Source organism: Geitlerinema sp. PCC 7407 (genome assembly GCF_000317045.1).
Lineage (GTDB): Bacteria > Cyanobacteriota > Cyanobacteriia > PCC-7407 > PCC-7407 > PCC-7407.
The window spans coordinates 379,776-404,198 of sequence record NC_019703.1; the positions used below are offsets into that span (position 1 = coordinate 379,776).

Consider the following 24,423-nt stretch of genomic DNA (forward strand, 5'->3'; position numbering starts at 1 on the left):
CCATCCCCATGCCCAAGGAAATCGAGCGCAAATTTTTGGTCAAAAACGACGCCTGGCGGGCGATCGCCGTCGGGGTTCCTTACTGCCAGGGCTACCTGTCCTGCGACGTGGGCGCCACGGTGCGGGTGCGCCGGGTGGGCGATCGCGGCTATCTCACGGTCAAAGGGCCGACCCAGGGCGTGATTCGCCTGGAGTACGAGTATCCGATTCCGGTGGCCGAAGCCGAAGAAATGCTTCAGCGTCTGTGCCTGCGGCCCCTGATCGAAAAGGTGCGCCACAAAGTCGTCCTCGATGGCGTGGTGTGGGAAATTGACGAATTCGGCGGCGAGAATGCGGGGCTGATCGTGGCCGAAGTGGAGCTCGTCACCGAAGACCATCCCCTGACTTTGCCGGAGTGGATCGGCGAAGAAGTCTCCCACGACCCGCGCTACTTCAACGCGAATTTGGTCTCGATGCCCTACTGCCGCTGGTAGCGCCCCCGGCAAGCTGCGATCCCAGGGCCTGGGCCACCTGGGCAAACACGGGCCGCCACGCTCCCCAGCGGCGCTGGCGAAACAGCCGCGCGGTCGGGTACCAGGGCGAGTCGGCGCGCTCCAGGAGCCAGCGCCAGTCCGGATTGGTGGCCAGCAGCACCCACACCGGCTTGCCCAGAGCGCCCGCCAGGTGCGCCACCGACGTATCCACGCTGATCACCAGGTCCAGCTGCGCGATCAGGGCTGCCGTATCAGCGAAATCTTGGCAATATTGGCCCAAATCGGTCACCTGATGGCGAAATCCTGCCAGATCGGCCGCGCGATCGCCCTTTTGCAGGCTGTACCACTCGGTGCCCGGCAGCTCGAAAAGCGGCAGAAACTCCTCCAGCGGGCAGGATCGGCTGCGGTCCTTGCGGTGGGTGGGGCTGCCGGCCCACACGATCCCCACTCGGTAGGCCCCACTGATAGGCAGCTCGACCGGGGGCGGCGGCGCCGCCACGTAGGGCACCTGGGCCGGAATCGTCGCCAGGGTGGTGCCCAGGACTCGCGGCAGGCTGAGCAAGGGACAGTACAGGTCAAAGGACGGCACGCGATCGCCCTCGGTGAGCACCTGGTCTACGCCGGGCACGGTGGCGAACAGGCGCCGGAGCGGCGGCTTGCAGCCTGCGATGACGCGGCCGCCCAGGGCCTTGACCAGGGGCGCGTAGCGAATGAACTGAATCGCGTCGCCGAACCCCTGCTCTGAGTGCAGCAGGATGGTTTTGCCCTGGAGGTCTTGGCCGTCCCAGCGGGGCTGGGCAAAGGCCGTGGGCGGCTGGCCTTCCTCGACCCAGCGCTGCCAGCGCCACTCGTACTCTGCAAAGCCCGCTGCCAAGTCGCCGCCCAAAAAGAGGGCGAGGGCTTTGCCAAAGTGGGCGTCGGCGTAGTCGGGCCGCAGGATGAGGGCGCGATCGAACGCCGCGATCGCCTCCTGGAGCTTGCCCTGCTCCATCTGCCCATTGCCCAAATTATAAAAAGCGTCGGCCAAGGCCGGGTCCAGGGCGATCGCCTGCTGGTAGGCCGCGATCGCCTCCTCGTAGCGGCCGAGTTCCTGGAGGGCGGTGCCGAGGTTTTGGTAGGGCTGGGGCGCGTCTGGCTGGAGGGCGATCGCCCGCTGATAGCATTCGAGGGCCGCATCAAACTGATTGAGCTTCTGGAGGGCCGCGCCGAGGTTGTAGTGGGCCTCCAGCAGGCTGGGCTTGTGCTGGAGCGCCTGGCGATACTGGGTCACCGCCGCGGCAAACTGCTCCTGGGCGTGGAGCACGGAGCCGAGATTGCAGTAGGCCTCGCCGTAGCGGGGATCCAGGGCGATCGCCCGCTGGTAGTGCTGGACCGCCGCTGGCATCTGGCCCAGCTCCCGCAGCACATTGCCAAAGTTGTTGTGCAGGCGGGGATTGTCCGGCTCCAGGGTCAGGCCCTGCTGATAGAACTGGAGCGCTTCGGGCAGGCGATTTTGCTGCTGAGCGATCAGGCCCAGGAGGTGCAGGGCTTCGCTGCTGGGGGCCTGATCGCAGATCTGGTGGCAAATCTGGGCGGCCTGGTCCAGCTGGCCGGTTCGGTACTGGTGCAGGGCCAGGGCCATGGTGCCCGCCGTCGCTGCTGGTTGAGCTGCCGGTTGACCAGACGGGATCTGGTCGCTGAGGGCCTGGTGCACCTGCCGGAAGACGCTCGCCCAGTCCCCCGGACTGGGCTGGCGAAACAGACGCGCCGTGGGGTACCAGGGGCAGTCGGTCCGCTCCAGCAGCCAGCGCCAGTCCGCCGCGTAGGACAGCAAAATCCAGACCGGCTTGCCCAGGGCGCCCGCCAGGTGAGCCACGGAGGTGTCCACGGTGATCACCAGATCCAGCTGGGCGATCGCGGCGGCGGTGTCGGCCATGTCCTGGCAGCGATCGCCCACGTTTTCGATCCGCGCGTCCCCCAGCACCTGCAAGTCCTGGGTTTGGGGGCCTTTTTGGAGGCTGTACCAGGTGGTGCCCGCCAGCTCGAACAGCGCCTGAAACTCTCGCAGCGGGCAGGAGCGCTGGCGGTTGCGGCGGTGAATGTCGCTGCCGCCCCACACGATGCCCACGCGGTAGCCGCTTCCGCTCAGGCGGGGGCCGTCCTCTGGGGCGGCTTGCAGGTAGGGCACCTCCGCCGGGATCGTCTCCAGGCGAGTACCCAGCATCCGGGGCAGGCTCAGCAGCGGCGCGTGCAGGTCAAAGTCCGGCCAGCGATCGCCCTCGGACAGCACCGCATCTAGCCCTGCCACCCCCGTCAGCAGCCGCTTGAGGCTGGGGGGACACTCCAAGAGGACCCGGCCGCCCCGAGCTTTGACCTGGCGGGCGAAGCGCACAAACTGGATCGTGTCGCCCAGTCCCTGCTCTGCGTGGAGCAAAATCGTTTTGCCGCTGAGCGGGCTGCCGTCCCACTCCGGCTGCGCAAACTCCCGTGGCGGCCAGCCTGCCAGCTTCCAGCGCCACTCGTAGGCCCGAAAGCCCGCCACCAAATCCCCCTGGAGCAGCAGCGCAAAGGCGATGGCAAATTGCCCCTCGGCAAAGCTGGGCTGGAGGGCGACGGTGTGGCGATAGTGGGCGATCGCCGTGGCCAAGTCCCCGTGGTCTTGGGCGATGACGCCGAGGTTGTAGCGGGCGCGGAGGTGTTGAGGATCCAGGGCCAGAGCGCGCTCGTAGTGGGCGATCGCCTGGGAATAGTCCTGCTGGGCCTGGTAGGCCACCCCCAGACTCACCCAGCCCTCAGCAAACTGGGGTTGGAGCTCGACGGCCCGCTGACCGACGGCGATCGCCTCGTCGAGGCGCTGGAGGGCCTGGAGCGCCAGCCCCCAGTTGCCGTAGGCCTCGGCGTAGTCCGGCTTGAGAGAGACCGCCTGCGCGTAGTGGGCGATCGCTTCTTCTAGGCGCCCCTGTTCCTTGAGGGCGTTGGCCAGGTTGCCGTGGGCCGCTGCAAAATCCGGCTGGAGGGCGATCGCCCGTCGCAGGTGGCTTTCTCCCTCCACCACGTCCCCTTGCTGACAGCGCAGGGTGCCCAGCAGCTCCAAAATCCGGGGCTCATCCGGGCGCTGGGCCAGCACCTGTCGGCACACCCGCTCCGCCAGCCCAAAGTCGCCCCGCTGCCAATACTGCCAGGCGATCGCCCCCAGCTCCTCCACGGTCCCGGCCAAGACCTGGGGAGCCTGGCGCTTTGCCAAGGCTTCGTCCAGCGCCCCTCGCACCCTTTGCACCGCCCCCGGCCAGTCCCCAAAGGCCGGCTGCCGAAACAACCGCGCCGAAGCGTACCAGGGACTATCGTCGCGATCGCGCAGCCAGCGCCAGTCGGGGTTGTGGGCCAGGAGAATCCACACCGGTTTCCCGAGGGCGCCCGCCAGGTGGGCCACGGAGGTATCCACGGTGATCACCAGATCCAGGTGGGCGATCGCCGCAGCCGTGTCGGCCATGTCGGCCAGGTGCGGCCCCAGGTCGATCACCCCCTCGGGCAGGGCCGCTGCCCCCGGGCCTTTCTGGAGGCTGAAGAGCGCGACCCCGGGCCGAGCCAGGGCCTGCACTAGCAGATCTGGCGGACAGGAGCGGTAGCGATCGTGGCGATGGTGGGGATTGCCCGCCCAGACAAGGCCGATTTTGTAGTCGCTGGGGGCGTTCATGGGGGTCTCGATCTGGGCCGCAATGTGGGGGCGATCGCCGGGGGGCTGGAGGTAGGGCGCGGGGGACAGGGCGTCGAGGGTCGTGCCCAGGCGGTAGGGCAGACTCAGCAAGGGTAAATAGGTGTCAAACGGGGGCAGCGCCTCTCCCTGGGCCACCACGGTTTCTACCCCGGCGACGCCGGTGAGCAGCGCCTTCAGCGGGGGCTGGCAGACCAAGATCACCTGGCCGCCCCGGGCCGCCACCTCGGCTGCAAACCGAACAAACTGGATCGTGTCTCCCAGCCCCTGCTCGGCCAGCAGCAAAATGCGCCGATTCTGGAGCGGCTCGCCCGCCCAGGCAGGCTGCTGGAACGCGGGACCCTGGGGCAGCAGCTGCCAGCGCCACTCGTACTCCGCAAAGCCCCGCCGATAGTCCCCGGCCGTCAGCAGACTGGTGGCTAGCCCCAGATGGGCGTCGGCGTGGCTGGGCTGGAGGGCGATCGCCTGTTCGTAGCGCTGGATTGCCTCGGGTAGGTGGCCCAGCTCTCGCTGAGCGTTGCCCCAGTCGCTGTAGGCGTCGGCGTACTGGGGATTGAGGGCGATCGCCTGGGCGTGATAGGGCAGGGCCTCGGCCCACTGGCCCTGCTCCTGGAGGGCCGCGCCGAGGTTGTTCTGGGCCTCGGCGGAGCGAGGATTAAGTTCAAGAGAGCGCTGGTGGGCGGCGATCGCCTCGGGCAGCTTTTTCTGGCGGCGCAGGGCCACCCCGAGATTGTTGTAGGCGTCGGCGTACTGGGGGTTGAGGGCGATCGCCCGCTGGTAGCAGGCCACCGCTTCTTCTAGGCGGCCCTGGGTCAAGAACACCGCCCCCAGGTTGCTGTGGGCCTCGGGGACAGCAGGGTTAAGGGCGATCACGCGCTGATTGAGGGCGATCGCCTGCTCGTACTGCTGCGTTTGGTAGGCGACCACGCCCCACAGCAGCCAGGCAGGCCCATGGTCGGGGCACTGCTCGGTGACGCGGCGGCACTGGGCCTCGGCCTCGCCCCACTGCCCCGCCTGATAGGCCCGAAAGGCGAGGGAAAAGGTCTGGGCCACGGCGGCTGGCAGGACTTTGGGCGCGGTGAGGGCCTCCAGGGCCGATCGCACCTGGGCAAAGACGCTGGGCCAGTCGCGCGGGGCCGCGGGCCGAAACAGCCGGGCCGTCGGGTACCAGGGGCTGTCGGAGCGCTCCAGGAGCCAGCGCCAGTCGGGGTTGTAGGACAGCAGCACCCACACGGGCTTCCCCAGGGCGCCGGCCAGGTGGGCCACCGACGTGTCCACGGTGATCACCAGGTCCAGGTGAGCGATCGCCGTCGCCGTATCGCCAAAGTCCTGAAACTGCGGCCCCAGATCGAGCAGGCGATCGCTCCAGCCCAGGGTCTGGAGGTCCTGGGCGCGATCGCCCTTTTGCAAACTCACCCAGGTGATCCCTGGCAGGCTCAGCAGCGGCTCAAAAAACGCCAGCTCCGCCGATCGGGTGCGATCGCTGCGGTGGGTGGGACTGCCAGCCCAAACCAGGCCGATTTTGTAGTCGGGGCGCGCGACCAGAGACTCGGCCCAGTCGGGCAGCGGCGGCTCGGGAGCCTGGAGATAGGGCACCGCCTGGGGAATCGTCTCCAGGGTGGTGCCCAGCAGGTAGGGCAGGCTCAGCAGCGGCGCATGAACTTCAAAGTCCGGCAGCGCTTCGCCCCGCGTCACCACCTGGGCGATCGCGGGCATTCGCTCCAGCAGCCGCCGCACGGGCCCCTGGCACTCCACCACCACCCGGCCCTGCTGGGCCAGGGGAATGGCAAAGCGAATGAACTGGAGCGTATCGCCGAAGCCCTGCTCGGCGTGGAGCAGCAGGGTGCGTCCGGCCAGGGGGGAGCCGTCCCAGAGGGGCTGGGGAAACTCCCGGAGCGGCACGTACTGACTCGATCGCCAGCGCCACTCGTACTCTGCAAACCCCTCCCGGAGCTGGCCGGTCAGCAGCAGGGCCAGACTGAGATTGTTGTGGGTGTCCACGCTCTCCGGGTCGAGGGCCAGAGCCTGACGATACTGGGCGATCGCCGCTGCCACTTGGCCCGCCTCTTGCAGGACCACGCCCAGGTTGCTGTGGGCCTGGACGTAGCGCGGCTGGTGGGTCAGGGCCTGCTGGTAGCAGGCGATCGCCTCCTGGAGACGCCCCTGAATCTGAAAAGCATTGCCCAGGTTGTTGTGGGCCTCGGCAAAACTGGGCTGGAGGGCGATCGCCCGCTCGTAGCACGCGATCGCCCCTTCGAGCTGACCGGCCTCTTTGTAGGTGATTCCCAAGCCGCTGTGGGCCTCGGCCGCTTGGGGATGAAGGGCGATCGCCCGCTCATAGCACCGGATGGATTCGGCCCAATTTCCCCCTTCTCGCCACGCCGCGCCCAGATTCAGCCAGGGATCGAGGGCCGTCGGCTGCGCCTGGAGCGCCTGCTGGTAGCAGGCCATCGCCTCGGACCACTGCCCCTGCTGGCGCAAGTTATTGCCCAGATTGCCCAGGGCCTCCCAAAACCCAGGCTGGAGCTCCACCGCCCGCCGGTAGGCCGCGATCGCCTCCGGAATGCGGCCCTGGGCCTGGAGCGCGTTGCCCAGATTGTTGTAGGAGCCCGCGTAGTCGGGCTTCAGGGCCACCGCCCGCTGACAGTGGGCGATCGCGCCCTCCAGGTCCCCGGCCTCCTTCAGAGCCACCCCCAGATTGCTGTGGACCTCGGCATAGTTTGGCTTCAGGGCCAGGGCCTGCCGATAGAGGGCGATCGCCTCCTGGCCGCGCCCGGTCTGGTAGGCCAGCACCCCCAGCAACTGCAGCGCATCGAGATTTTGGGGCTGCTGGGCCAGAATCTGCCGATAAATCGGCTCAGCCTGGTCAAAGCGGCCGGCTTGGTGGTGCTGGAGCGCAAGGGCGATCGCGTCAGAAATCGTGGCCATGGCGAAGTCGCGGGTCAAGAATCTCCAGCATTCTGGCATGCAGTCTCTGTCAGTTTCAGCAGCGGGGAGGGGCCAGCGGATCAAGCGGCCCCTCGCTGAGCCGGGACCGCTAGAATCCTGGGCAGGCGTCCCGCGCCCCTGGCTTGCCCTGAGCCCATGACTTTCCGCCGTCTGCCCACCAATAAGAAATGCTGCTGATTCCTTGAAAAATCAAAAGAATTGGGAGAGCTTTTGGGGAGGCTAGGGGAGCCCCTGACCTGCACTAGGAGCGAGATTTAAGAAAATGCTGACCACTTCAGAAACCAGTACGTTTGACCCCGCACAGCAGTTTCCGTCAATCGTCAATCAGATTCGCTTTCACTACGAAAACAATATTGACGGCAAAAGCAACTTTGAATTTCCGGCAGAAGAATACGAACTCTTAGCCTCAGACTTGCAGATCGAGGGCGGCATTCCCACGCTGCCTCCCAGCCTTCAGCTCGAGCTCCTCAACACCAAAATCGGCGATCGCGCCGCAGAGCGCTACTACCGGCGGCTGTTTTTCCCGATTTTGTCGATGCAGCGCATGTCCACCATTGCGGTGGCCACGATGATCAACGCTATTGTTTCTCAGCTCCGGCCCGATCAGTGCTACCTGAATATCGGCGTTTGGCACGGCTTCACCTTTTTCTCGGGACTACTCAACAATCCCGATAAGCTCTGCATTGGCGTTGACAACTTTTCGGAGTTTACGAGCGAAAATGCCAGCTCTCGAGACGCGTTTTACCGCCGATTTCTCGGCCTAAAAACCCAGAATCACTTCTTTTTTGAATCGGGCTATGAACGGGTCTTTGATGACTTTTTGAAAACCAAAATTGGCTTCTATTTGTATGACGGAGCCCACGACTATGACAATCAGCTCAAGTCCTTGCTGATCGCGGAGCCTTTCTTGGCCAAAGACTGCATCATCATGGTCGATGACACCAACTTCCAGGCCGCGCGACAGGCAACCCTGGACTTCTTGGACATGCGCAAGACCCAGTACCGGCTGCTGTTTGACCTGCCGACGCCGCGCAACCTCTATCCCACCTGGTGGAACGGCATCATGATCTTGCAAAAGCTCTGGTAGAGGCCGCTAGCTGGGGCTGACCTCGGGAGCCGGATCGACCTGGAAGTGGGCGAGCTGCTGGCGGGCCTGGGTGAAGTTGGGCTCGATGGCCAGGGTGGCCTGGAGGGCCTGATAGGCCTCGGTGTAGCGCTGGAGCTGGATCAGGGCCATGGCGAGGTTGTAGTGGACAGCGGCCCACTCGCTGGTGGGAAAGTCGGGGGCGATCGCCCGCACCTGCTGGAAGCACTGGGCCGCGGCGGCAAACTGCTTTTGGCTGTACCAGGCCGCGCCCCAGTTGTTGTAGGCCATGGCCCGCTTGTTGCTCAGGGCGGTGGAGTGGGCCTGCCCGAGGCTGACGGCCTGGTCGTAGCAGGCGATCGCCTCCTGAAACTGCTGCTGCTGTAGGTACTGGTCCCCCCGCGCCTCGCAGGAAACTAGGGCATACTGCTGAATCTCTGGCGCGATGGGCTCGACGAACTTGTCCCGCAGATACCGGAGCTTTTCGCTCTCTAGGCGGGCGGCGATCGCGTGGCGGCGCTGCTCATCGGGGAGCGTGGTGGCCTGGTATTCCCCGGGAGCCGTCGTGAACTTGGCCATCTGGCGATCGAAGCTGCTGCCGGGATAGCGAATATATTCGGTGGTCTCCAGATCCAGGTGGGCCATGCGAAATAGCTCGGTGATGGAGCGGCGGTAGGCGATGTCCTCGCGGCCCCGGATCTGCTTGTAGACCTGGTTTTCGGGATAGCCCTCCACAAACTCGTGGCAGAGCCGCCGCACCGCCAGGTTGATCACCAGGCTATTTTCCACGGCTCGCTTCCAGTAGGGGTGGAGGCTGTCCTCCATGCGCACCCGCAGGCTCACCGCGCCGAGGGGCTCGGCGGGGGGTGGCAGCGATCGCAGGTACTGGGCGACGGCGGGCGGCAGCGCCTCGGCCACCGGCAGCGGCTCGCTGGCGCCCACCGGGTGATTGAGCAGGCACATCCCCAGATAGATGTGCTCCGGGAAAAACAGATCGTCGCCGTCGCAGAAAAACAGCACGTCTCCCCTCGAGCCCCGCACCCCCGTATTGCGGGCGGGGCCAGCGCCCCAGCTGTGGGTGTGGCTGAGAATGCGGTAAAAAGGCTTGTTTGCGGCGTGGGCCTGGGCCACGGCCAGGGTGTTGTCGGGGGAGCCGTCGCACACCACGACGATCTCAGGGGCGATCGCCGCTCCCTGGGGATAGTGACGCTGAAAGAACGCGATGCTGGCCTCAATGCTCTCGAGGGTGCGCACCAGGTAGTTTTCGCACCGAAAAGCCGGAATGATCACGGAAAAGGCTCGAATCGTCACAAAAACTGCCTCCCAGGTTTCACAGCAGATCGTCGATCGCCGTCAGCAATCGACCAATCTGTTTTTCCCACGTCCAGTCTTCCATAAACTGAGCCGCCCGCAGCCCCCGCGATCGCGCCTCGGCCCGCTGCTGGTAGATCGTCTCCAGGTGGGCCACCACCTCCTCGACCCTCGATTCGCCCCAGTCCTCCACCTGAGAAAAATGCAGGCTGGGTTTGACCGGGCCTTGATCTTGCAGCACGTAGCAGTGGTCGCCCTGGAGCAGGTCGCGGTGGCCGGTGTTGGCCGAGAGGATGGACGGCACGCCGCAGGCGAGGCACTCCATGGCCACCAGATTGGTGCCGCCCTCGCAGCGGTTGGGGAAGATGGCCGCGTCGGCCTCCCGCAAAATCTGCCCCATCATGTAGTTCACCACCGGCCCCACGTCCAGCACTGCCCCGGCCGGAATCCCGTTGGCGACCAGCCACTCGGTCACCCGCAGCCGCCGATCGGCGCCTACCTGGGGCAGACCGACCACGTTGCCGGTTTGCTCTAGCCCCGCCATGAACTGGGGCCAGAAATTGTGCCAGGCGGTGATCAGCAGGGCTTCGGGGTGGCGGGCCTGAAAAATCTTGAAGGCGGCCACCACGATGTCCTGGCCCTTGCGGTACTCCAGCTTGCCGCCGGAGAAGATCACAAAGCGATCGCCAAACCAGTTGGAGCGCGGTGCCGGATGAAAAATCGTGGGGTCGATGCCCTGGGGCACCATCCGCACATCCCGGACGCCGTGCTGGCGCAGCACCTCGGCATTCCAGGAGCAGCCCGCCACGATGGCGTCATAGCTCTGGGCCCGCTCCACGATCTCGGGGCTCAGCCGACTATTTTCAAAAAAGACCACGCCAAGGTTGCGCTTGCCGGTGACGCGCTGCTGGAGCCGCGAGGCAAAATCGTTGCCCAGGGCGTGGAGCACGGTGAATTCGCCGCTGATTTTCTTGTCGGGGTTCTGGGCCAGGAACTGGTGCAGGCTCTGCTGGCGCTGCACGATGGGCTGCAGCAGGTTCAGGTGCAGTGGATTGAGCCCCTCCAGGGACGGCGGCGAAATCATCAGGGGCTCGTAGCCAGCGCGGCGAGCGGTCTGGAGGGCCAAGTTCATGCCGTAGACGCCCCAGCCCGAGAGCAGGCTGGGCGGCCAGCCCAGGCCCACGCATTTGACGGGGGCTGAGGTCTGGAGGGTGATGGAAGGGGTGCTGGAGGTTTGCATGGCGGGAGAATCTAGGGAGTCTGCTGGATGGGCGATCGCCTCGGTCAGGGCGGCGAGAACCGTCTCAAGGACGCTGTCCCACTGGCCCCGACTGCTCTGGCGAAACAGCCGCGCCGTCGGATACCAGGGGCTGTCGGAGCGCTGGATCAGCCAGCGCCAGTCGGGGCTGTAGGGCAGCAAGATCCAAACCGGCTTGCCGAGAGCCCCGGCCAGGTGGGCGACGGAGGTGTCGACGGTGATGACCAAATCTAGCTGAGCAATGGCCGCTGCGGTGTCCGCAAAGGTCTGGATCTGGTCATCTAGGTTGATCACGCGCTCCGGGGACAGGCCCGCCAGATCCTGGGTGCGATCGCCCTTTTGCAGGCTGTACCAGGTCACTCCGGTTACTTCGAACAGCCGCCGAAACGCCGCCATGGGACAGGAGCGGTTGTGGTCATTGAGGTTTGTGGGGCTGCCCGCCCAGGCGACGCCCACCTTCAGGCGGGTGCCGGGACGGGGCGCGAGGGCGATCGGCCGGTCGGGCACCGCCAGGTAGGGCACCTGAGCGGGCAACGTCTCCAGGTCAATGCCCAGGTAGTGGGGCAGGCTCATCAAGGAGGTGTGGTAGTCGAAGCTCGCCGGGATGCCTTCGCCCCGGGGCACGATGTGGGTGATGCCAGGCAGCGATCGCAGCAGGTCGATCAGCGGGGGGCGGCACTCCAGAATGACCTGGGCTCCCTGGGCCACCACCTGCGGAATAAATCGACAAAACTGAATCGCGTCGCCAAAGCCCTGATCGGCGTAGATCAGCAGGGTTTTGCCCGCTAGGGGCTCGCCGCGCCAGGGGGGCTTGGGCAGCTCCACGGGCTGGCGACCGGGCCGCCGCCAGCGCCACTCGTACTCCGCGAAGCCTTCCCGGAAGCGGCCCGCCAGCAGCAGGGCCAGGGCGCGGTTCCAGTGGGCCTCGGCGTAGTCGGGCTGGAGGGCGATCGCCCGGTCGTAGTGGGCCAGGGCCGCCTCCAGGTTGTTGCACTGGCGATGGGCCAGGCCCAGGTTGTAGTGGGCCTCGGCGTGGTCCGGCTGGAGCTGGAGTGCCTGCTCGTAGAAGGCGATCGCCTCCTCGAACTGCTGCTGCTGGTGGTAGGCCGTGGCCAGGTTGTGCAGGGCGGCAAAGTAGCGCGGCTGGAGGACCAAAACGCGCTGATAGCAGGCGATCGCCCCTTCCAGATCCGAATGACAGCTCAGGGCCACCCCCAGGTTGTAGTGGGCGTCGGCATAGCCTGGATCCAGGGCGATCGCCTGCCGGTAGTGCGCCAGGGCGGCCTCGGGCCGCTGCTCCTGAAACGCCAAAATGCCCAGCATGGTCTGGAGCAGGGCCGTCGGCTGCTCGGTGAGCAGAGCACCGTACTCGGCCTTGGCCGCCGCGAGGTTGCCTGCCTGGTGGAGGGCGATCGCCCGGTCTAGGGCCAGGGACGGGCTGGCCTGGGCCGCCAGCGCTGCCAGGGCAGTCCCCACCTCCGTGATCACCGGCTCCCACACATCGGTCTGCCCCTGGCGGAACAGCCGCGCCGTCGGGTACCAGGGGCAGTCGGAGCGCTCCAAGAGCCAGCGCCAATCGGGGGCGTAGGTGAGCAGCACCCACACCGGCTTGCCCAGGGCCCCGGCCAGGTGGGCCACCGAGGTGTCCACGGTGATCACCAGATCTAGCTGGGCGATCGCCGCCGCCGTATCCCCAAAGTCCTGAAACTCGCTCCCCCAGTCCGCTAGCCGGTCTGCGTAGGCGGCCAGCTCGTCCACCGCCGGTCCTTTTTGCAGGCTGTACCAGTGAGTTCCAGGGGTGTGGAAGAGGGGGGCGATCGCCGTCAGCGGGCAAGAGCGATGGTGATTGTTTTTGTGGCGGGGATTGCCGGACCAGACCAGCCCGATCTGGAGGCCCGGTGGCAGCGGGCGGGGCGGGGCGGCGGGCGGCCTCAGGTAGGGCGCGGCGGCGGGCACCGTTTCCAGGGTCGTGCCCAGGCGGTGGGGCAGGCTCAGCAGGGGCGCGTGACAGTCGAAGTCCGGCAGCTCATCGCCCTTGGCCACGACCTCGCTCACGCCCGCCACCGTGGCCACCAGCCGCAGCAGCGCCCGGGGCGACTCCACAAGGACCGTTGCGCCCTGCTCCGCCAGCACCGTCGCGTAGCGGATGAACTGGATCGTGTCGCCGTAGCCCTGCTCGGCATGGAGCAAAATGCGCTGGCCACTCAGGGGACTGCCGTCCCACAGGGGCCGGGTAAAGGGCCGCATGGGCGGGCAGTCGGGGTTATTGGCGACCTGCCAGCGCCACTCGTATTCCCCAAAGCCCTGCGCCAAATCCCCCTGGATCAGGTGCACCGCCGCCAGGCCCAGGTGGGCTTCGGCGTAGTCGGGCTTAATTTGGAGCGCCTGCCGGTAGGCCGCGATCGCCCCTGGGTGGTCGAGCTGGCTTTGCAGGGCGTTGCCCAGATTGTTGTAGGCCTCGGCGTAGTCGGGCTGGAGGGCGATCGCCCGCCGGTAGTGGGCGACGGCTTCCTCGATCCGGTCGAGGCGCTGGAGGGCGTTGGCCAGGTTGTTGTGGGCCGCGACAAAGTCTGGCCGCAGGGCCAGGGCGCGCTGATAGTGGGCGATCGCCTCGCTCCACTGGCCCTGCTCCTTGAGGGCATTGGCCAGGTTGTTGTGGGCCTCCGGGTAGTCTGGCCGCAGGTCCAGCACCTGGCGATAGTGGGCGATCGCCTCGGTGAGCTGTCCCTGCTGCTTGAGGGCGACCCCCAGCCCCAGATGGGCCTCGACGTGATTTGGCTGGAGGGCGATCGCCCGCTGGTAGTGGTCCTGGGCCGCGATCAGGTGGTGCTGGCGGCGGTAGGCCAGCCCCAGCAGATAGTGAACCTCGGCCACGGTGGAATACTGCGGCACCAGAAGCTCTAGCAGGGCGATCGCCGCCTCGGGCTGACCCGCGCTCAGGTGGGCGATGGCCAGGGCCAGCTCAGGAATCTCCGGCTCAGCGGGCGATCGCCCTGGGATCTGCTCCCCCAGCGCCGCCGCCACCGCCCCAAAGACGCTCCCCCAGTCCCCCAGACGCGGCTGGCGAAACAGGCGAGCAGTCGGATACCAGGGGCTGTCGGGGCGATCGCGCAGCCAGCGCCAGTCGGCATCAAAGGCCAGCAAAATCCACACGGGCTTCCCGAGGGCGCCCGCTAGGTGGGCCACCGACGTGTCCACCGTAATTACCAAATCCAGCGCCTCAATGGCCGCCGCCGTATCGGCGAAGTCCTGGCAGTGCTGGCCCCAGTCCTGTAGGCGATCGCCGGACTGGGCCAGCTCCTCGCAGCCGTCGCCCTTCTGCAAACTGTAAAAAGCCACCCCCGGCAGGTCCAGCAGGGGCGCAAACTGGGCCAGCGAGCAGGAGCGGTGGTGGTTGTTGATGTGGCTGGGGCGACCGGCCCAGACGATGCCCACCGAGAGGCGATCGTCCCGCTGGAAGTGGGGAGAGTTCGCGGCCGCAGGTGCCTCCAGGTAGGGAATATTCGCGGGAATCGTCTCCAGGGTCAGGCCCAGCAAATGGGGCAGGCTCATCAGGGCCGCGTGACAGTCGAAGGTCAGGGGCGCATCGCCAATGGCATAGACCTCCGCCAGATCGCCAAACCCCTGGACCAGCCGCAGCAGCCGCCGGGGCACCTCTAGCACTACCTGACCACCCCGCGCCACCACCCAGGGCACCAGCCGTAAAAACTGGATCGTGTCGCCGTAGCCCTGCTCTCCGTAGATCAAGATCCGCCGTCCCTGGAGGGGCTGGCCGTCCCAGGCGGGCTGCGTAAAGGACCGCTGGCGCAGCTCTCCGAGCGCCCAGCGCGCCTCATAGCCCGCAAACCCCCGCCGAAAGTCGCCCTGCTGGAGCCACACCAGGGCCATGGCGAACTGCGCCTGGACGCAGTCGGGGTCCGCCCGCAGCACCTGCTGATAAAGGGCGATCGCCCGGTCAAATTCCCCCAGGTCGTAGTAGGCGTTGCCCAGGTTGTAGCGGGCCACGCTGAGCTGGGGGTCGAGGTCAATGGCCTGCTGGTAGTGGGCGATCGCCCCCTCGTACTGGTCCGCCTGCTGCAAAATGCTGCCCAGGTTGCTGTGGTAGATCGCCGCTTGGGGCTGGAGGTCGATGGCCTGCCGGTAGGCCGCGATCGCCTGCGGGATGTCCCGGCGACTGCGGTAGAGATTGCCCAGATTGTTGTAGGCGTCGGCCAGCCCGGGGTCCAGGGCAATGGCGCGCTGGTAGGCGGCCAGGGCTTCGTCGTCGCGTTTTTGGGCCTGGAGGGCGGTGCCCAGGTTGTAGTGGGCCTGGGCAAAGTCGGGCTGGAGGTCGATGGCCTGCCGGTAAGCCGCGATCGCCTGCTGCCAGTCCCCGGCGTTCTGGGCGGCGATGCCCTGGGCATTCAAAGCCTCGGCGGCGGTGGGCTCCCGCAGCGCAGGCCGGAGCGTCTCGGCCACCTGGGCGATGACGCTGGCCCAGTCCCGGGGCCGAGGCTGGCGAAACAGCCGCGCCGTCGGGTACCAGGGGCTGTCGGCGCGATGGCGCAGCCAGCGCCAGTCCGCATCAAAGGCCAGCAGCACCCACACCGGCTTGCCCAAGGCTCCGGCCAGGTGAGCCACCGAGGTGTCCACGGTGATCACCAGGTCCAGCTGGGCGATCGCCGCCGCCGTATCCGCGAAGCTCTGGATCTGCGGATCGAGGTTTTCCACCGGCACCCCGAGCGCCTGCAAATCCGCCGTGCGATCGCCCTTCAGCAGGCTGTACCAGGCAATCCCCGGCAGCTCAAACAGGGGCAAAAAGGTCTCCAGGGGGCAGGACCGATTTTGGTTGTTGGGGTGCTTTGGGTTGCCCGCCCAGACGATGCCCACCCGGTAGCGGGGCGGGGTTGGGCGCTCGGCCAGGGTCACCGAGGCCACCTCCGCCGGAAACGTCAGGTAGGGCGCGCCAGGAACCTCCGCCATCGCGAGGCAGTGGGGCAGGCTCATTAGCGGAATGTGGACCTCGAAGTCTGGCAGGCGATCGCCCTGGGCCACCCAAACGAAGTCGGGAAAACTCGGCTGGAGCAGCGACAGCAGGGGCCTTTGGCACTCCACCACCACCCGAGCGCCGCGCTCCTGCACCGCTGTCAGGTAGCGCACAAACTGGAGTGTGTCCCCCAGGCCCTGCTCGGCGTGGACCAGCAGCGTGCGGCCCGCCAGATCGTCGCCGGACCACTGGGGCTGCCGAAAGGGACGCGGCGGCGTGGCCGCCACGCGCCAGCGCCACTCGTACTCGGCCCAGCCTTGGGCCGTGTGCCCCTGGGTCAGCCAGGCCAGGGCGCGGCACAGATGGGCCTCGACGCAGTCGGCGTCCAGGGCGATCGCCCGTTCGTAGGCGGCGATCGCCCCGTCTAGATCCCCCGATTCCTTCAGGGCGACCCCCAGATGGGTGTGAAAGCTGGGATGCTCGGGGTTGAGGGCCAGGGCTTGGTGGTGGGCGGCGATCGCCTCCGACAAGCGGCCCTCTTTGCGCAGGGCAATGCCCAGATGGTCCTGGGCCTCGGCCAGCTCGGGCCGCAGGGCCAGCACCTGCTGATAGTGGGCGATCGCCGCCCGGTAATCTTGCCGCTCTAGGTAAAGGCTGGCTAGGTTGTGCAGGGCCTTGAAATGGTCCGGCTGAAAGCGCAGGGCCAGCCGGTAGTGCTGCTCGGCGCGATCGCCCTGGTCCTGGGAGCGCAGCAGGTTAGCCAGGTTGTAGTGGGCCGGGGCAAAGTCCGGCTGGAGGGCCAGAGCCTGCTGATAAGCGGCGATCGCCTGCTGGGGCTGGTCCGTTTGGTAGGCGTTGCCCAGGTTGTAGTGGGCGGCGGTCAGATGGGGATCAAGGGCCAGGGCCTTTTGGTAGTGGTCGAGGGCGGCGGGGTCTCCCTGAGCGCGCAGCGCCACCCCCAGGCGCAGGTGCCCCTCGGCAAAGGTCGGACAGACGTCAACTGCCGTCCGGTAGCAGGCGATCGCCTCGGGGCTGTGGCCCTGCTGACTGTGCTGATAGCCCTGGTTGATCAGGGCGATCGCCGTTTCCAGGGACCTCGGATCGGGGCTGGCCGCTGGTGCGGGTGGGTCTTGCTCTCGCCACGCTGGCAGGGCCGTCTGCACCGCCGCCAGGACCGCGTCCCAGTCTCCCGGCGTCGGCTGACGAAACAGCCGCGCCGTCGGGTACCAGGGACTGTCGTCGCGATCGCTCAGCCAGCGCCAGTCATGGACAAAGGACAGCAAAATCCAGACCGGCTTACCCAGGGCGCCCGCCACGTGGGCCACCGAGGTATCCACGGTGATCACCAGATCCAGCTGGGCAATCACGGCCGCCGTATCGGCGAAATCTTGGCAATACTGGCCCAAATCCGTCACGCGATCGCCATATTTCGTCAGATCGGCGGCGCGATCGCCTTTTTGCAGGCTGTACCACGCAATGCCGGGCACCTCAAAGAGTCCCTGAAACTTCGCCAGAGGGCAGGAGCGGTTACGATCGTTCTTGTGCTCCGGGTTGCCCGCCCACACAAAGCCCACCCGCTTGCCCGAGCCGCCCAGGGTCTGGGCCGCGCCCACCGGCACCTCGAAGGCGTCGCCGCGCAGATAGGGCACCGACGCCGGGATCGTCTCCAGGGTCGTGCCAAAAATCCACGGCAGACTTAGCAAGGGAACCTGCACGTCAAAAGCGGGCAGAGGCTTGCCGCGGGGCACCAGCCCGTCGCAGCCCTCGGCAGTGGTCAGCAGGCGCTCCAGGGCGGGCTGGCACTCGAAAATCACCTGGCCGCCCCGATTTTTCACCCAAGGCAGGTAGCGCACAAAGTTCAGCGTGTCGCCGTAGCCCTGCTCGGCGTGGACCAGCAGGGTTTTGCCGGTCAGGTCGCCGCCGTCCCACAGGGGCCACTGGCCGAAGGGATTGGGGGGCTGGTCCGGCAGTTGCCAGCGCCACTCGTACTCGGCGAAGCCCCGCACGAGGTCCCCGGCCCGCAGCAGGACATGGCCCAGGTTGTCGTGGGCCTCCACGTAGTCCGGCTCCAGGGCGATCGCCCGTTCGTGGGCCGCGATCGCCCGCTCCAGGTCGCCCGTTTCGGCGTAGCAGGCCCCCAGGTTGTTGTGGGCGCGGGCCAGGCCTGGCTTCAGGTCGAGGGCCTGCTGGTAGGCGGCGATCGCCTCCGGCAAGCGGCCCAGCTCCTTGAGGACGCCGCCCAGGTTGTAGTGGCCCTCGGCGAAGTCCGGCAACAGCGCCAGGGCGGCCTGGTAGTGGCGGCTCGCTCCCTCAAAGTCATCGCGCGATCGCAGCAGATTGGCCAAGTTATTGTGGGCTCCGGCGAGGTTCGAATCCAGCGTCACGGCTTGGCGATAGTGGTCAATGGCGTCATCGGGCTGGCCCAGCTCCTGAAGGGTGCTGGCCAAGCGGGCGTGGGCGTCAGCCAGGGTGGGCGCGAGGCGGAGGGCGGCGCGATAGTGGGTGACTGCCTCACTGAGCTGCTGGGTTTGCTTCAGGGCGGTCGCCAGGTTGTAGTGAGCGTCTGCGTAGTCGGGCTTTTGGGCGATCGCCTGCTGATAGTGATGAATGGCGCGGCTCAGGTCTCCCATCTGGCTAAGGGCGATCGCCAGATTGTAGTGGGCCTCGGGGAAATCCGCCTGCTGGGCCAGACTGCGGCGATAGTAGGCGATCGCGCTCTGGGGGTCGCCGCTCTGGTAGGCCACCACGCCCAGCAGGTGCAGGGCATTGGGCTGGTGAGGGTCCTGGCGCAGCACGGCCTGGTAGCGCTGGGCAGCCTCAGCCCGCTGGCCGGCCTGGTGCAGCGCCACGGCCTCGCTGAGCAGGGCGGCGATCGCGGGCGTGACGGGGCGGCTAGCGGGGGCAGTCGGTTCGAATTGCCGGGATTTCAGGCGATCGCCCAGGGCCGCCGCCACTTGGGCAAAGGCGCTGGCCCAGTCGCCGGGCCGCCCTTGCCGAAACAGCCGCGCCGTCGGGTACCAGGGACTGTCGGCGCGATCGCGCAGCCACCGCCAGTCGGCATCAAAGGGCAACAGGATCCACACGTCTTTGCCCAGGGCGCCCGCCACGTGGGCCACTGAGGTATCCACGGTGATCACCAGATCCAGCTGGGCGATCGCCGCCGCCGTATCGGCAAAGTCCTGCAAGATGGGGTCGAGGGACTGGATCTGGACCGAGGCATGGGCTAGCTCAGCCGCCCGCGGCCCTTTTTGCAGGCTGTACCAGGCAACGCCCGGAATTTGAAACAAGGGCTCAAACTGGGCGATCGAGCAGGAGCGGTGACGATCGTTGGTGTTTTGGGGGCTGCCCGCCCAGACGATCGCCACCCTGGGGCCTGCCTGGGGCGGCAGCTGGATCCCTTGCTGGGCGGCAGCGGGCACCCGCAGGTAGGCCTGCTCGGCGGGCACGGTCTCGGGCGTCGTGCCCAGAATCCAAGGCAAACTCAGCAGGGGCGCCTGCACCTCAAAGGGCGGCAAGGTTGCCCCCTTGGGCAGAACCTGGTCGACAAAGGGCAGCTCCTGGAGCAGCCGCACCAGCGCCGACTGGCACTCCACCAAAACTCGCGCCCCCTGGGCCTTGGCCAGGGCCGCGTAGCGAATGAACTGGATCGTGTCGCCGTAGCCCTGCTCGGCGTGGAGCAGGATCGTCTTGCCGGTCAGATTGCCGCCGTCCCACCGGGGCTGAGCAAAGTCGCGGGGCGGGGTTTTGGGCGATCGCCAGCGCCACTCGTACTCGGCCCAGCCCTCGGCCCACTGGCCCTGCTGGAGCCAGGCGATCGCCCGCCCAAAGTGGCTGTCCACGTGCTCCGGATTGAGCGCCAGCGCCCGCTCGTAGCAGGCGATCGCCGCTGCCGGATCGCCCAAGCCTTGGTACACCACGCCCAGGTTGTGGTGGGCGTCGGCCAGATCGCTCTGGAGCCGCACCGCTTCTTTGCAGTGCAGCAGGGCCTCTTCTAGATCTCCCCGCTCCTTGAGAATGCTGCCCAGGTTCAGGTGGGCGGCGGCCACGTCGGGGCGACGGGCGATCGCGGCTCGGTAGTGGGCGATCGCGGTGTCCTCGTCTCCCTGGAGCTGGCAGACGCTGCCGAGATTGATATGGGTCGCCACCAGACTGGCGTCGAGGGCGATCGCCCGCTCGTAGTGCTGCCGCGCCTCGGCGTAGCGATCGACGGCCTGGAGCGCCAGCCCCAGGTAGTGATGGGCCAAAGCCGTGTCCGGCCACTGGGCCAAAAGCTGCTGATAGGCGGCGATCGCCCCGACATAGTTGCCGCTGCTGAGGGCCGCTTGTCCCTGCTCCTGGAGCGCCTCCCGAGAGAGATCGGCCGACGGGCGATCGCCCTCGGCCAGCGCCGCTGTCACCTGCGCCACTACCCCGGCCCAGTCGCCGGGAGCCGCCTGCCGAAACAGCCGCGCCGTCGGATACCAGGGACTGTCGGTGCGCTCCGTCAGCCAGCGCCAGTCCGCATCGTAGGCCAGCAAAATCCACACCGGCTTGCCCAGGGCTCCGGCCAGGTGGGCCACGGAGGTATCTACGGTGATCACCAGATCCAGCTGGGCGATCGCCGCTGCCGTATCCACAAAGTCCTGCAAAAGCGGATCGAGGTTGTGCAGGGGCGTCGGCGTCTGGGCCAAGTCCTGGGTGCGATCGCCCTTTTGCAGGCTGTACCAGGTGAGGTCCGGCTGCTGAAACAGGGGAGCGAGCGCCGCCAGACTGCACGAGCGATTGCGATCGTCCTTGTGCTGGGGATTGCCTGCCCAGACTAGACCCACGCGCCGCCCAGCCCCTTGGGGCAGCTGGGGGCCGCCGGTAGCGGGAGCCGCTAGGTAAGGGACCTGCCCGGGGATGCTGTCTAGGTCGGTGCTCAGGGCGTGGGGCGCGCTCAGCAGCGGCAAGTGCACCTCAAAGGGCGGCAAGGGGTCGCCCGCGATCGCCACCGCGTCCAGCCAGGGGACATCCCGCACCAAGCGCTTCAGCGGGGCCTGACATTCCAGAATCACCCGAGCGCCCCGCGCCTTAAAGATCTGGGCGTAGCGCAGAAACTGGATCGTGTCTCCCAGGCCCTGCTCGGCGTGGAGCAGCAGCGTTTTGCCCTGGAGGTCTTCTCCCTGCCAGCGGGGCACCTCGAAGGGCCGGGGCGGCCAGTCCCGCAGCTGCCAGCGCCACTCATACTCGGCAAACCCCTCCCGCAGCTGGCCCGCCGTCAGCAGCGCAATGCCTAGGTTGTGGTGGCCCTCGACGTAGTCGGGGCGCAGGGCCAGGGCCTGCCGGTGGTGGGCGATCGCCCCTGCCACGTCCCCGGTCCGCTTGAGGGCGACGCCCAGATTGTTCAGGGCCTCAGCATTGTTTGGATCCAGCTCCAGGCTCTGGCGGTGGGCGGCGATCGCCTCGGCAGGGCAATTGAGGGCTTGCAGGACCAGGCCCAGGTTGTGGTGGGCCGTCGCCGCCCCCGGATCGAGGGTGATGGCGTGGCGGTAGCAGGCCTCTGCGGCCTCGAGCTGGCCCAGACTCTGGTGGCTCACCCCAAGGTTGAGGTGGGCGTCGGTGTAGTCGGGCCGCAGAGCGATCGCTTGCTCATAGCGGGCGATCGCCGCTGGCAAGTTTCCCTGCTCGCGCAGCAAATTTCCCCAGGCATAGTAAACTTCGGGAAACTCGGGTCGCAGGGCGATCGCCGCCTCGTAAGCCGCGATCGCCTCGGCGGTCCGGCCCTGCTGGCGGAGGGCAACGCCGAGGCTGTGCAGGGCCTCGGGATAGTCAGACCGGAGGGCGATCGCCTGCTCGTAGGCCGTAATGGCGGCGGGCAGCTGGTCGAGATGTTGCAACGTTAAGCCTCGACTGTGATGGGCCTCGCTATAGTTCGGCTTCAGGGCAATGGCCTGCTCGTAGGCCGCCAGGGCTTCTGTCAAGAGCCCCTGACGCCGCAAGACATTGCCAAAATTAAGATAGATTTCCGGGCTCCGGGGCCGCTGGGCCAGGGCCTGCTGGTAATAGTCCACCGCGGCTGGCCACTGGCCTTGCTGGTACGCCAAAACCCCCAGCAAATGCAGCGCATCAGCCTGTTCTGGCTCTTGCTGCAACACCGCCTGATACAGGCGCTCTGCTTCGGAAAGCTGCCCTGCTCGGTGGTGTTCTAGGGCGATCGCCAGGGTGTCAGAAATGCTTGCCATGCCCGTTCTAGACCTTCTCAAAGCCACTTCAAAGCCGCGTTTGCGCTTCTGCCCCGAGGCCCTAGCGGCAGCCTGCCCAGCAAGGCGGAAGTTGGCATCACTTTAGCAAAGGCTTGGGCTAGCGCGATCGCCTCCTGGTGCTTCTTTGGGGGATTTCTGACTAGCTAGCTGCGCGGAAGTGGCGATCGCCTGAGTGAATCTAGAGCTTGTTTGTAGGGAGTTGGAGTTTCACCGCTCATGATCATTTGTCCCAACTGCGCCCACCCCAATCCCGATGGCGTCCTCAAATGCGAGGCCTGCTACACTGCCCTGCCCGGTGCCCAAACCTGCCCCAACTGCGGTGCCATCGTGGAGGCCGATGCGGAATTCTGCGGTCAGTGCGGCTATGGATTGCGCAGCCTGATCGATCCGGGAAACGCACAGACGGAAATGGGGGTTCCAGCCGTGCCCTTGCCAGCGCCAACCCCCGAGCCGCCCGCGGCAGCGCCCCCAGTATCTCCAAGGCCATCGCCTAGCGAGACCCGCCTCCAGACATCCCAAGCGCGGCTTTTTCACGTCCAGAGTAATACTACAATTGAGCTACCGATCGGTGTATCTGTCGTTCATCTGGGAAAGCCCAATGACCGCGTTCCTCCGGATATCGATGTATCCGGTTTGGCAGACTCTGATATTGTCTCCCGCGTTCACGCGAACCTTCGCCTAGAGGGAGACGCCTACTATATAGAGGATGTCGGCAGCGCCAATGGAACGTATATCAACAGTTTCTTGCTGCCAGTCGGCGATCGCCATCGTCTCCGATCGGGCGATCGCATCGCCCTAGGCAAAGGCGACAAGGTGAGCTTTCTCTTCCAGCTGACGTAGGCTCAAGCGTAAAAAATAATACCAAGGAGCGAGGCGGTTAACCCTGACCCTCGGGCCACGATGGGTGCAATGCTTGCTAGTTTTAGCTAGTTCAGCCAGAAGCCTCACGTCCATAATCTCTGATTTGGCTTGAGACGAAGGCGCGTTTATGGCAGGGCGGTCGGTGAACTGTGTTTGACGCGAGAGCCTACCAGCCCCGCTATCAACCCCCTCTTTCACCTCAAGCCAGAAAGTCCTACTCTCCAGCTCGGTGAGCGGATGCTGAAAAATCTCACCCAGTAAAATACTCAAATGAGAACCGCCCACCAGTACCGATTGCGTCCAACCTCCAGTCAAGTCGCCTTGATGAGCGAATGGCTGGAACTCTTGCGCAGACAGTACAACTACCGTCTCGGTGAGCGGTTCTCTTGGTACGAGCAAAATCGCTGCGACGTCACCGATTGCCCGCTAATCTGCCGCCTGCCAGAGCTGCGAGAGAATCCTGATTTCTACTCCCAAAAACGAGACCTAGTGAACTCCAAGGCTCTGTTTCCGGAGTACAAGCAGATTTATGCTCAAGTCCTGCAAGACTGCATTGGCCGGGTGAAGAAGACCTTTGACCGCTGGCTCAAAGGAGACTGCAACGGCAAGCGAAGCGGCAAGCCTCGATTTAAGGGAGTAAACCGATATCGCTCATTTACTTTCCCCCAAATTAAACAGGACTGCATCCAAGGTAATCGGATCAATCTACCTAAAATTGGCTGGGTAAAGCTGATTCAGCATCGTCCTTTGCCGGAAGGCTTCAAGGTCAAGACCGCCACCGTCAGCTACAAAGTTGATGGCTGGTATGTGACTCTGAGCCTAGAGGATTCATCAGTTCCCACCCTCACTCCCGAGGCCCCCAGTCTTGAGAACACGATGGGGATTGATTTGGGCTTGAAGTCGTTCTTCGTAGACGACTCAGGGAGAGAAGAACCCATCCCCCAGCACTACCGCAAAGCCGAAAAGCGTCTGAAGCGGTTGCAGCGTTCACTGTCACGCAAGAAAAACGGGTCCAATCGCCGGAAGAAGGCGGTTAAACGAGTTGCCAAGGCGCACCTGAAAGTCTCAAATCAGCGCAAGGACTTTCACCACAAGGTCGCAAATAAGCTTTTATCCCAGGGGAAGCATGTCGCCCATGAAAAGCTGAATATTCGAGGCATTGCGAGAACGCGACTCGCAAAGTCAACTCACGATGCTGGCTGGGGCCAGTTCCTGCAAATTCTGGCAATCAAGGCTGAAAGAGCTGGATTGCTTACGGTTGCAGTGAATCCCAGCGGCACGTCTCAGAACTGCTGTGGCTGCGGGGTCAAAGTTCCTAAAATACTTCAGGACAGGATTCATACCTGTCCTGAGGGCGGGTTGATGCTGGACCGTGACCACAATGCAGCGATCAACATCAAGTATTTGGCGGTAGGGCATTCCGTCAATAAAGCTCAGGAAACGCCCGATGGGTTACCAGGGGTCACTGAGAAGCCGACACCGTATGCGTCAGTATCGGTGTAGGAGTATGTCACCGTGTGTTGCGATCGCCTGGACCAATCAACGGGCGATCGCTGCCGGGACTCCTCCGGGGCCGTGTGCCCTCAGCAAACGAGCCCTGTGCTCT

The 24,423-nt window shown here is 65.8% G+C and carries 8 protein-coding genes and 1 pseudogene; 5 read left to right on the forward strand and 4 right to left on the reverse strand.

What is annotated here, in order from left to right; all coding sequences use genetic code 11:
- Positions 1-8 precede the first annotated feature (8 nt).
- Positions 9-473 (forward strand): CYTH domain-containing protein, encoded by a 465-nt coding sequence (locus GEI7407_RS01725; RefSeq protein WP_015170406.1) that lies wholly within the window; start codon positions 9-11, stop codon positions 471-473.
- Here the strand turns inward: GEI7407_RS01725 and GEI7407_RS19245 are convergent.
- Complete coding sequence (locus tag GEI7407_RS19245) at positions 433-7,092, reverse strand: tetratricopeptide repeat protein (protein ID WP_190274165.1); 6,660 nt, start codon at positions 7,090-7,092, stop codon at positions 433-435. The two genes, GEI7407_RS01725 and GEI7407_RS19245, sit on opposite strands and share 41 nt — an antisense overlap.
- Positions 7,093-7,375: 283 nt before the next feature.
- On the opposite strand from GEI7407_RS19245, the gene GEI7407_RS01740 reads away from it, so the two are divergent.
- Entirely contained in the window at positions 7,376-8,200 is an 825-nt protein-coding gene (locus GEI7407_RS01740) for a class I SAM-dependent methyltransferase (protein ID WP_015170408.1), read from the forward strand.
- Positions 8,201-8,206: 6 nt separating this feature from the next.
- Here the strand turns inward: GEI7407_RS01740 and GEI7407_RS19250 are convergent, their stop codons facing one another.
- Positions 8,207-9,508 carry a glycosyltransferase family 2 protein gene (locus tag GEI7407_RS19250; protein ID WP_015170409.1) on the reverse strand — a complete coding sequence of 434 codons (1,302 nt, stop codon included), beginning with the start codon at positions 9,506-9,508 and terminating at the stop codon, positions 8,207-8,209.
- Positions 9,509-9,527: 19 nt separating this feature from the next.
- A complete protein-coding gene (locus tag GEI7407_RS21945; RefSeq protein WP_396229529.1) occupies positions 9,528-12,089 on the reverse strand; it encodes a tetratricopeptide repeat protein in 2,562 nt (853 codons plus the stop codon).
- On the opposite strand from GEI7407_RS21945, the gene GEI7407_RS21950 reads away from it, so the two are divergent.
- Positions 12,088-12,354: a DUF317 domain-containing protein gene (locus tag GEI7407_RS21950; protein ID WP_396229530.1), complete on the forward strand. Its 267-nt coding sequence runs from the start codon at positions 12,088-12,090 to the stop codon at positions 12,352-12,354. The genes GEI7407_RS21945 and GEI7407_RS21950 overlap by 2 nt on opposite strands.
- Before the next feature lie 725 nt (positions 12,355-13,079).
- Here the strand turns inward: GEI7407_RS21950 and GEI7407_RS01750 are convergent.
- Positions 13,080-21,935, reverse strand: a pseudogene (locus tag GEI7407_RS01750) (tetratricopeptide repeat protein); the annotation flags it as partial.
- A 237-nt stretch (positions 21,936-22,172) separates the two neighbouring features.
- On the opposite strand from GEI7407_RS01750, the gene GEI7407_RS01755 reads away from it, so the two are divergent.
- Together GEI7407_RS01755 and GEI7407_RS01760 are read left to right on the forward strand one after the other, a co-directional pair.
- Positions 22,173-22,796 (forward strand): FHA domain-containing protein, encoded by a 624-nt coding sequence (locus tag GEI7407_RS01755; protein ID WP_015170411.1) that lies wholly within the window; start codon positions 22,173-22,175, stop codon positions 22,794-22,796.
- Between the two features lie 291 nt (positions 22,797-23,087).
- Positions 23,088-24,320 (forward strand): RNA-guided endonuclease TnpB family protein, encoded by a 1,233-nt coding sequence (locus GEI7407_RS01760; protein ID WP_015170412.1) that lies wholly within the window; start codon positions 23,088-23,090, stop codon positions 24,318-24,320.
- Positions 24,321-24,423: the final 103 nt, after the last annotated feature.

Bases quoted from the DNA above. Each gene is read 5' to 3' on its own strand.
- GEI7407_RS01740 (WP_015170408.1), top strand. From the start codon at position 7,376: ATGCTGACCACTTCAGAAACCAGTACGTTTGACCCCGCACAGCAGTTT.
- GEI7407_RS19245 (WP_190274165.1), bottom strand. From the start codon at position 7,092: ATGGCCACGATTTCTGACGCGATCGCCCTTGCGCTCCAGCACCACCAA.
- GEI7407_RS01755 (WP_015170411.1), top strand. From the start codon at position 22,173: ATGATCATTTGTCCCAACTGCGCCCACCCCAATCCCGATGGCGTCCTC.
- GEI7407_RS21945 (WP_396229529.1), bottom strand. From the start codon at position 12,089: ATGCTGGGCATTTTGGCGTTTCAGGAGCAGCGGCCCGAGGCCGCCCTG.
- GEI7407_RS01725 (WP_015170406.1), top strand. From the start codon at position 9: ATGCCCAAGGAAATCGAGCGCAAATTTTTGGTCAAAAACGACGCCTGG.
- GEI7407_RS21950 (WP_396229530.1), top strand. From the start codon at position 12,088: ATGGTCTGGAGCAGGGCCGTCGGCTGCTCGGTGAGCAGAGCACCGTAC.
- GEI7407_RS01760 (WP_015170412.1), top strand. From the start codon at position 23,088: ATGAGAACCGCCCACCAGTACCGATTGCGTCCAACCTCCAGTCAAGTC.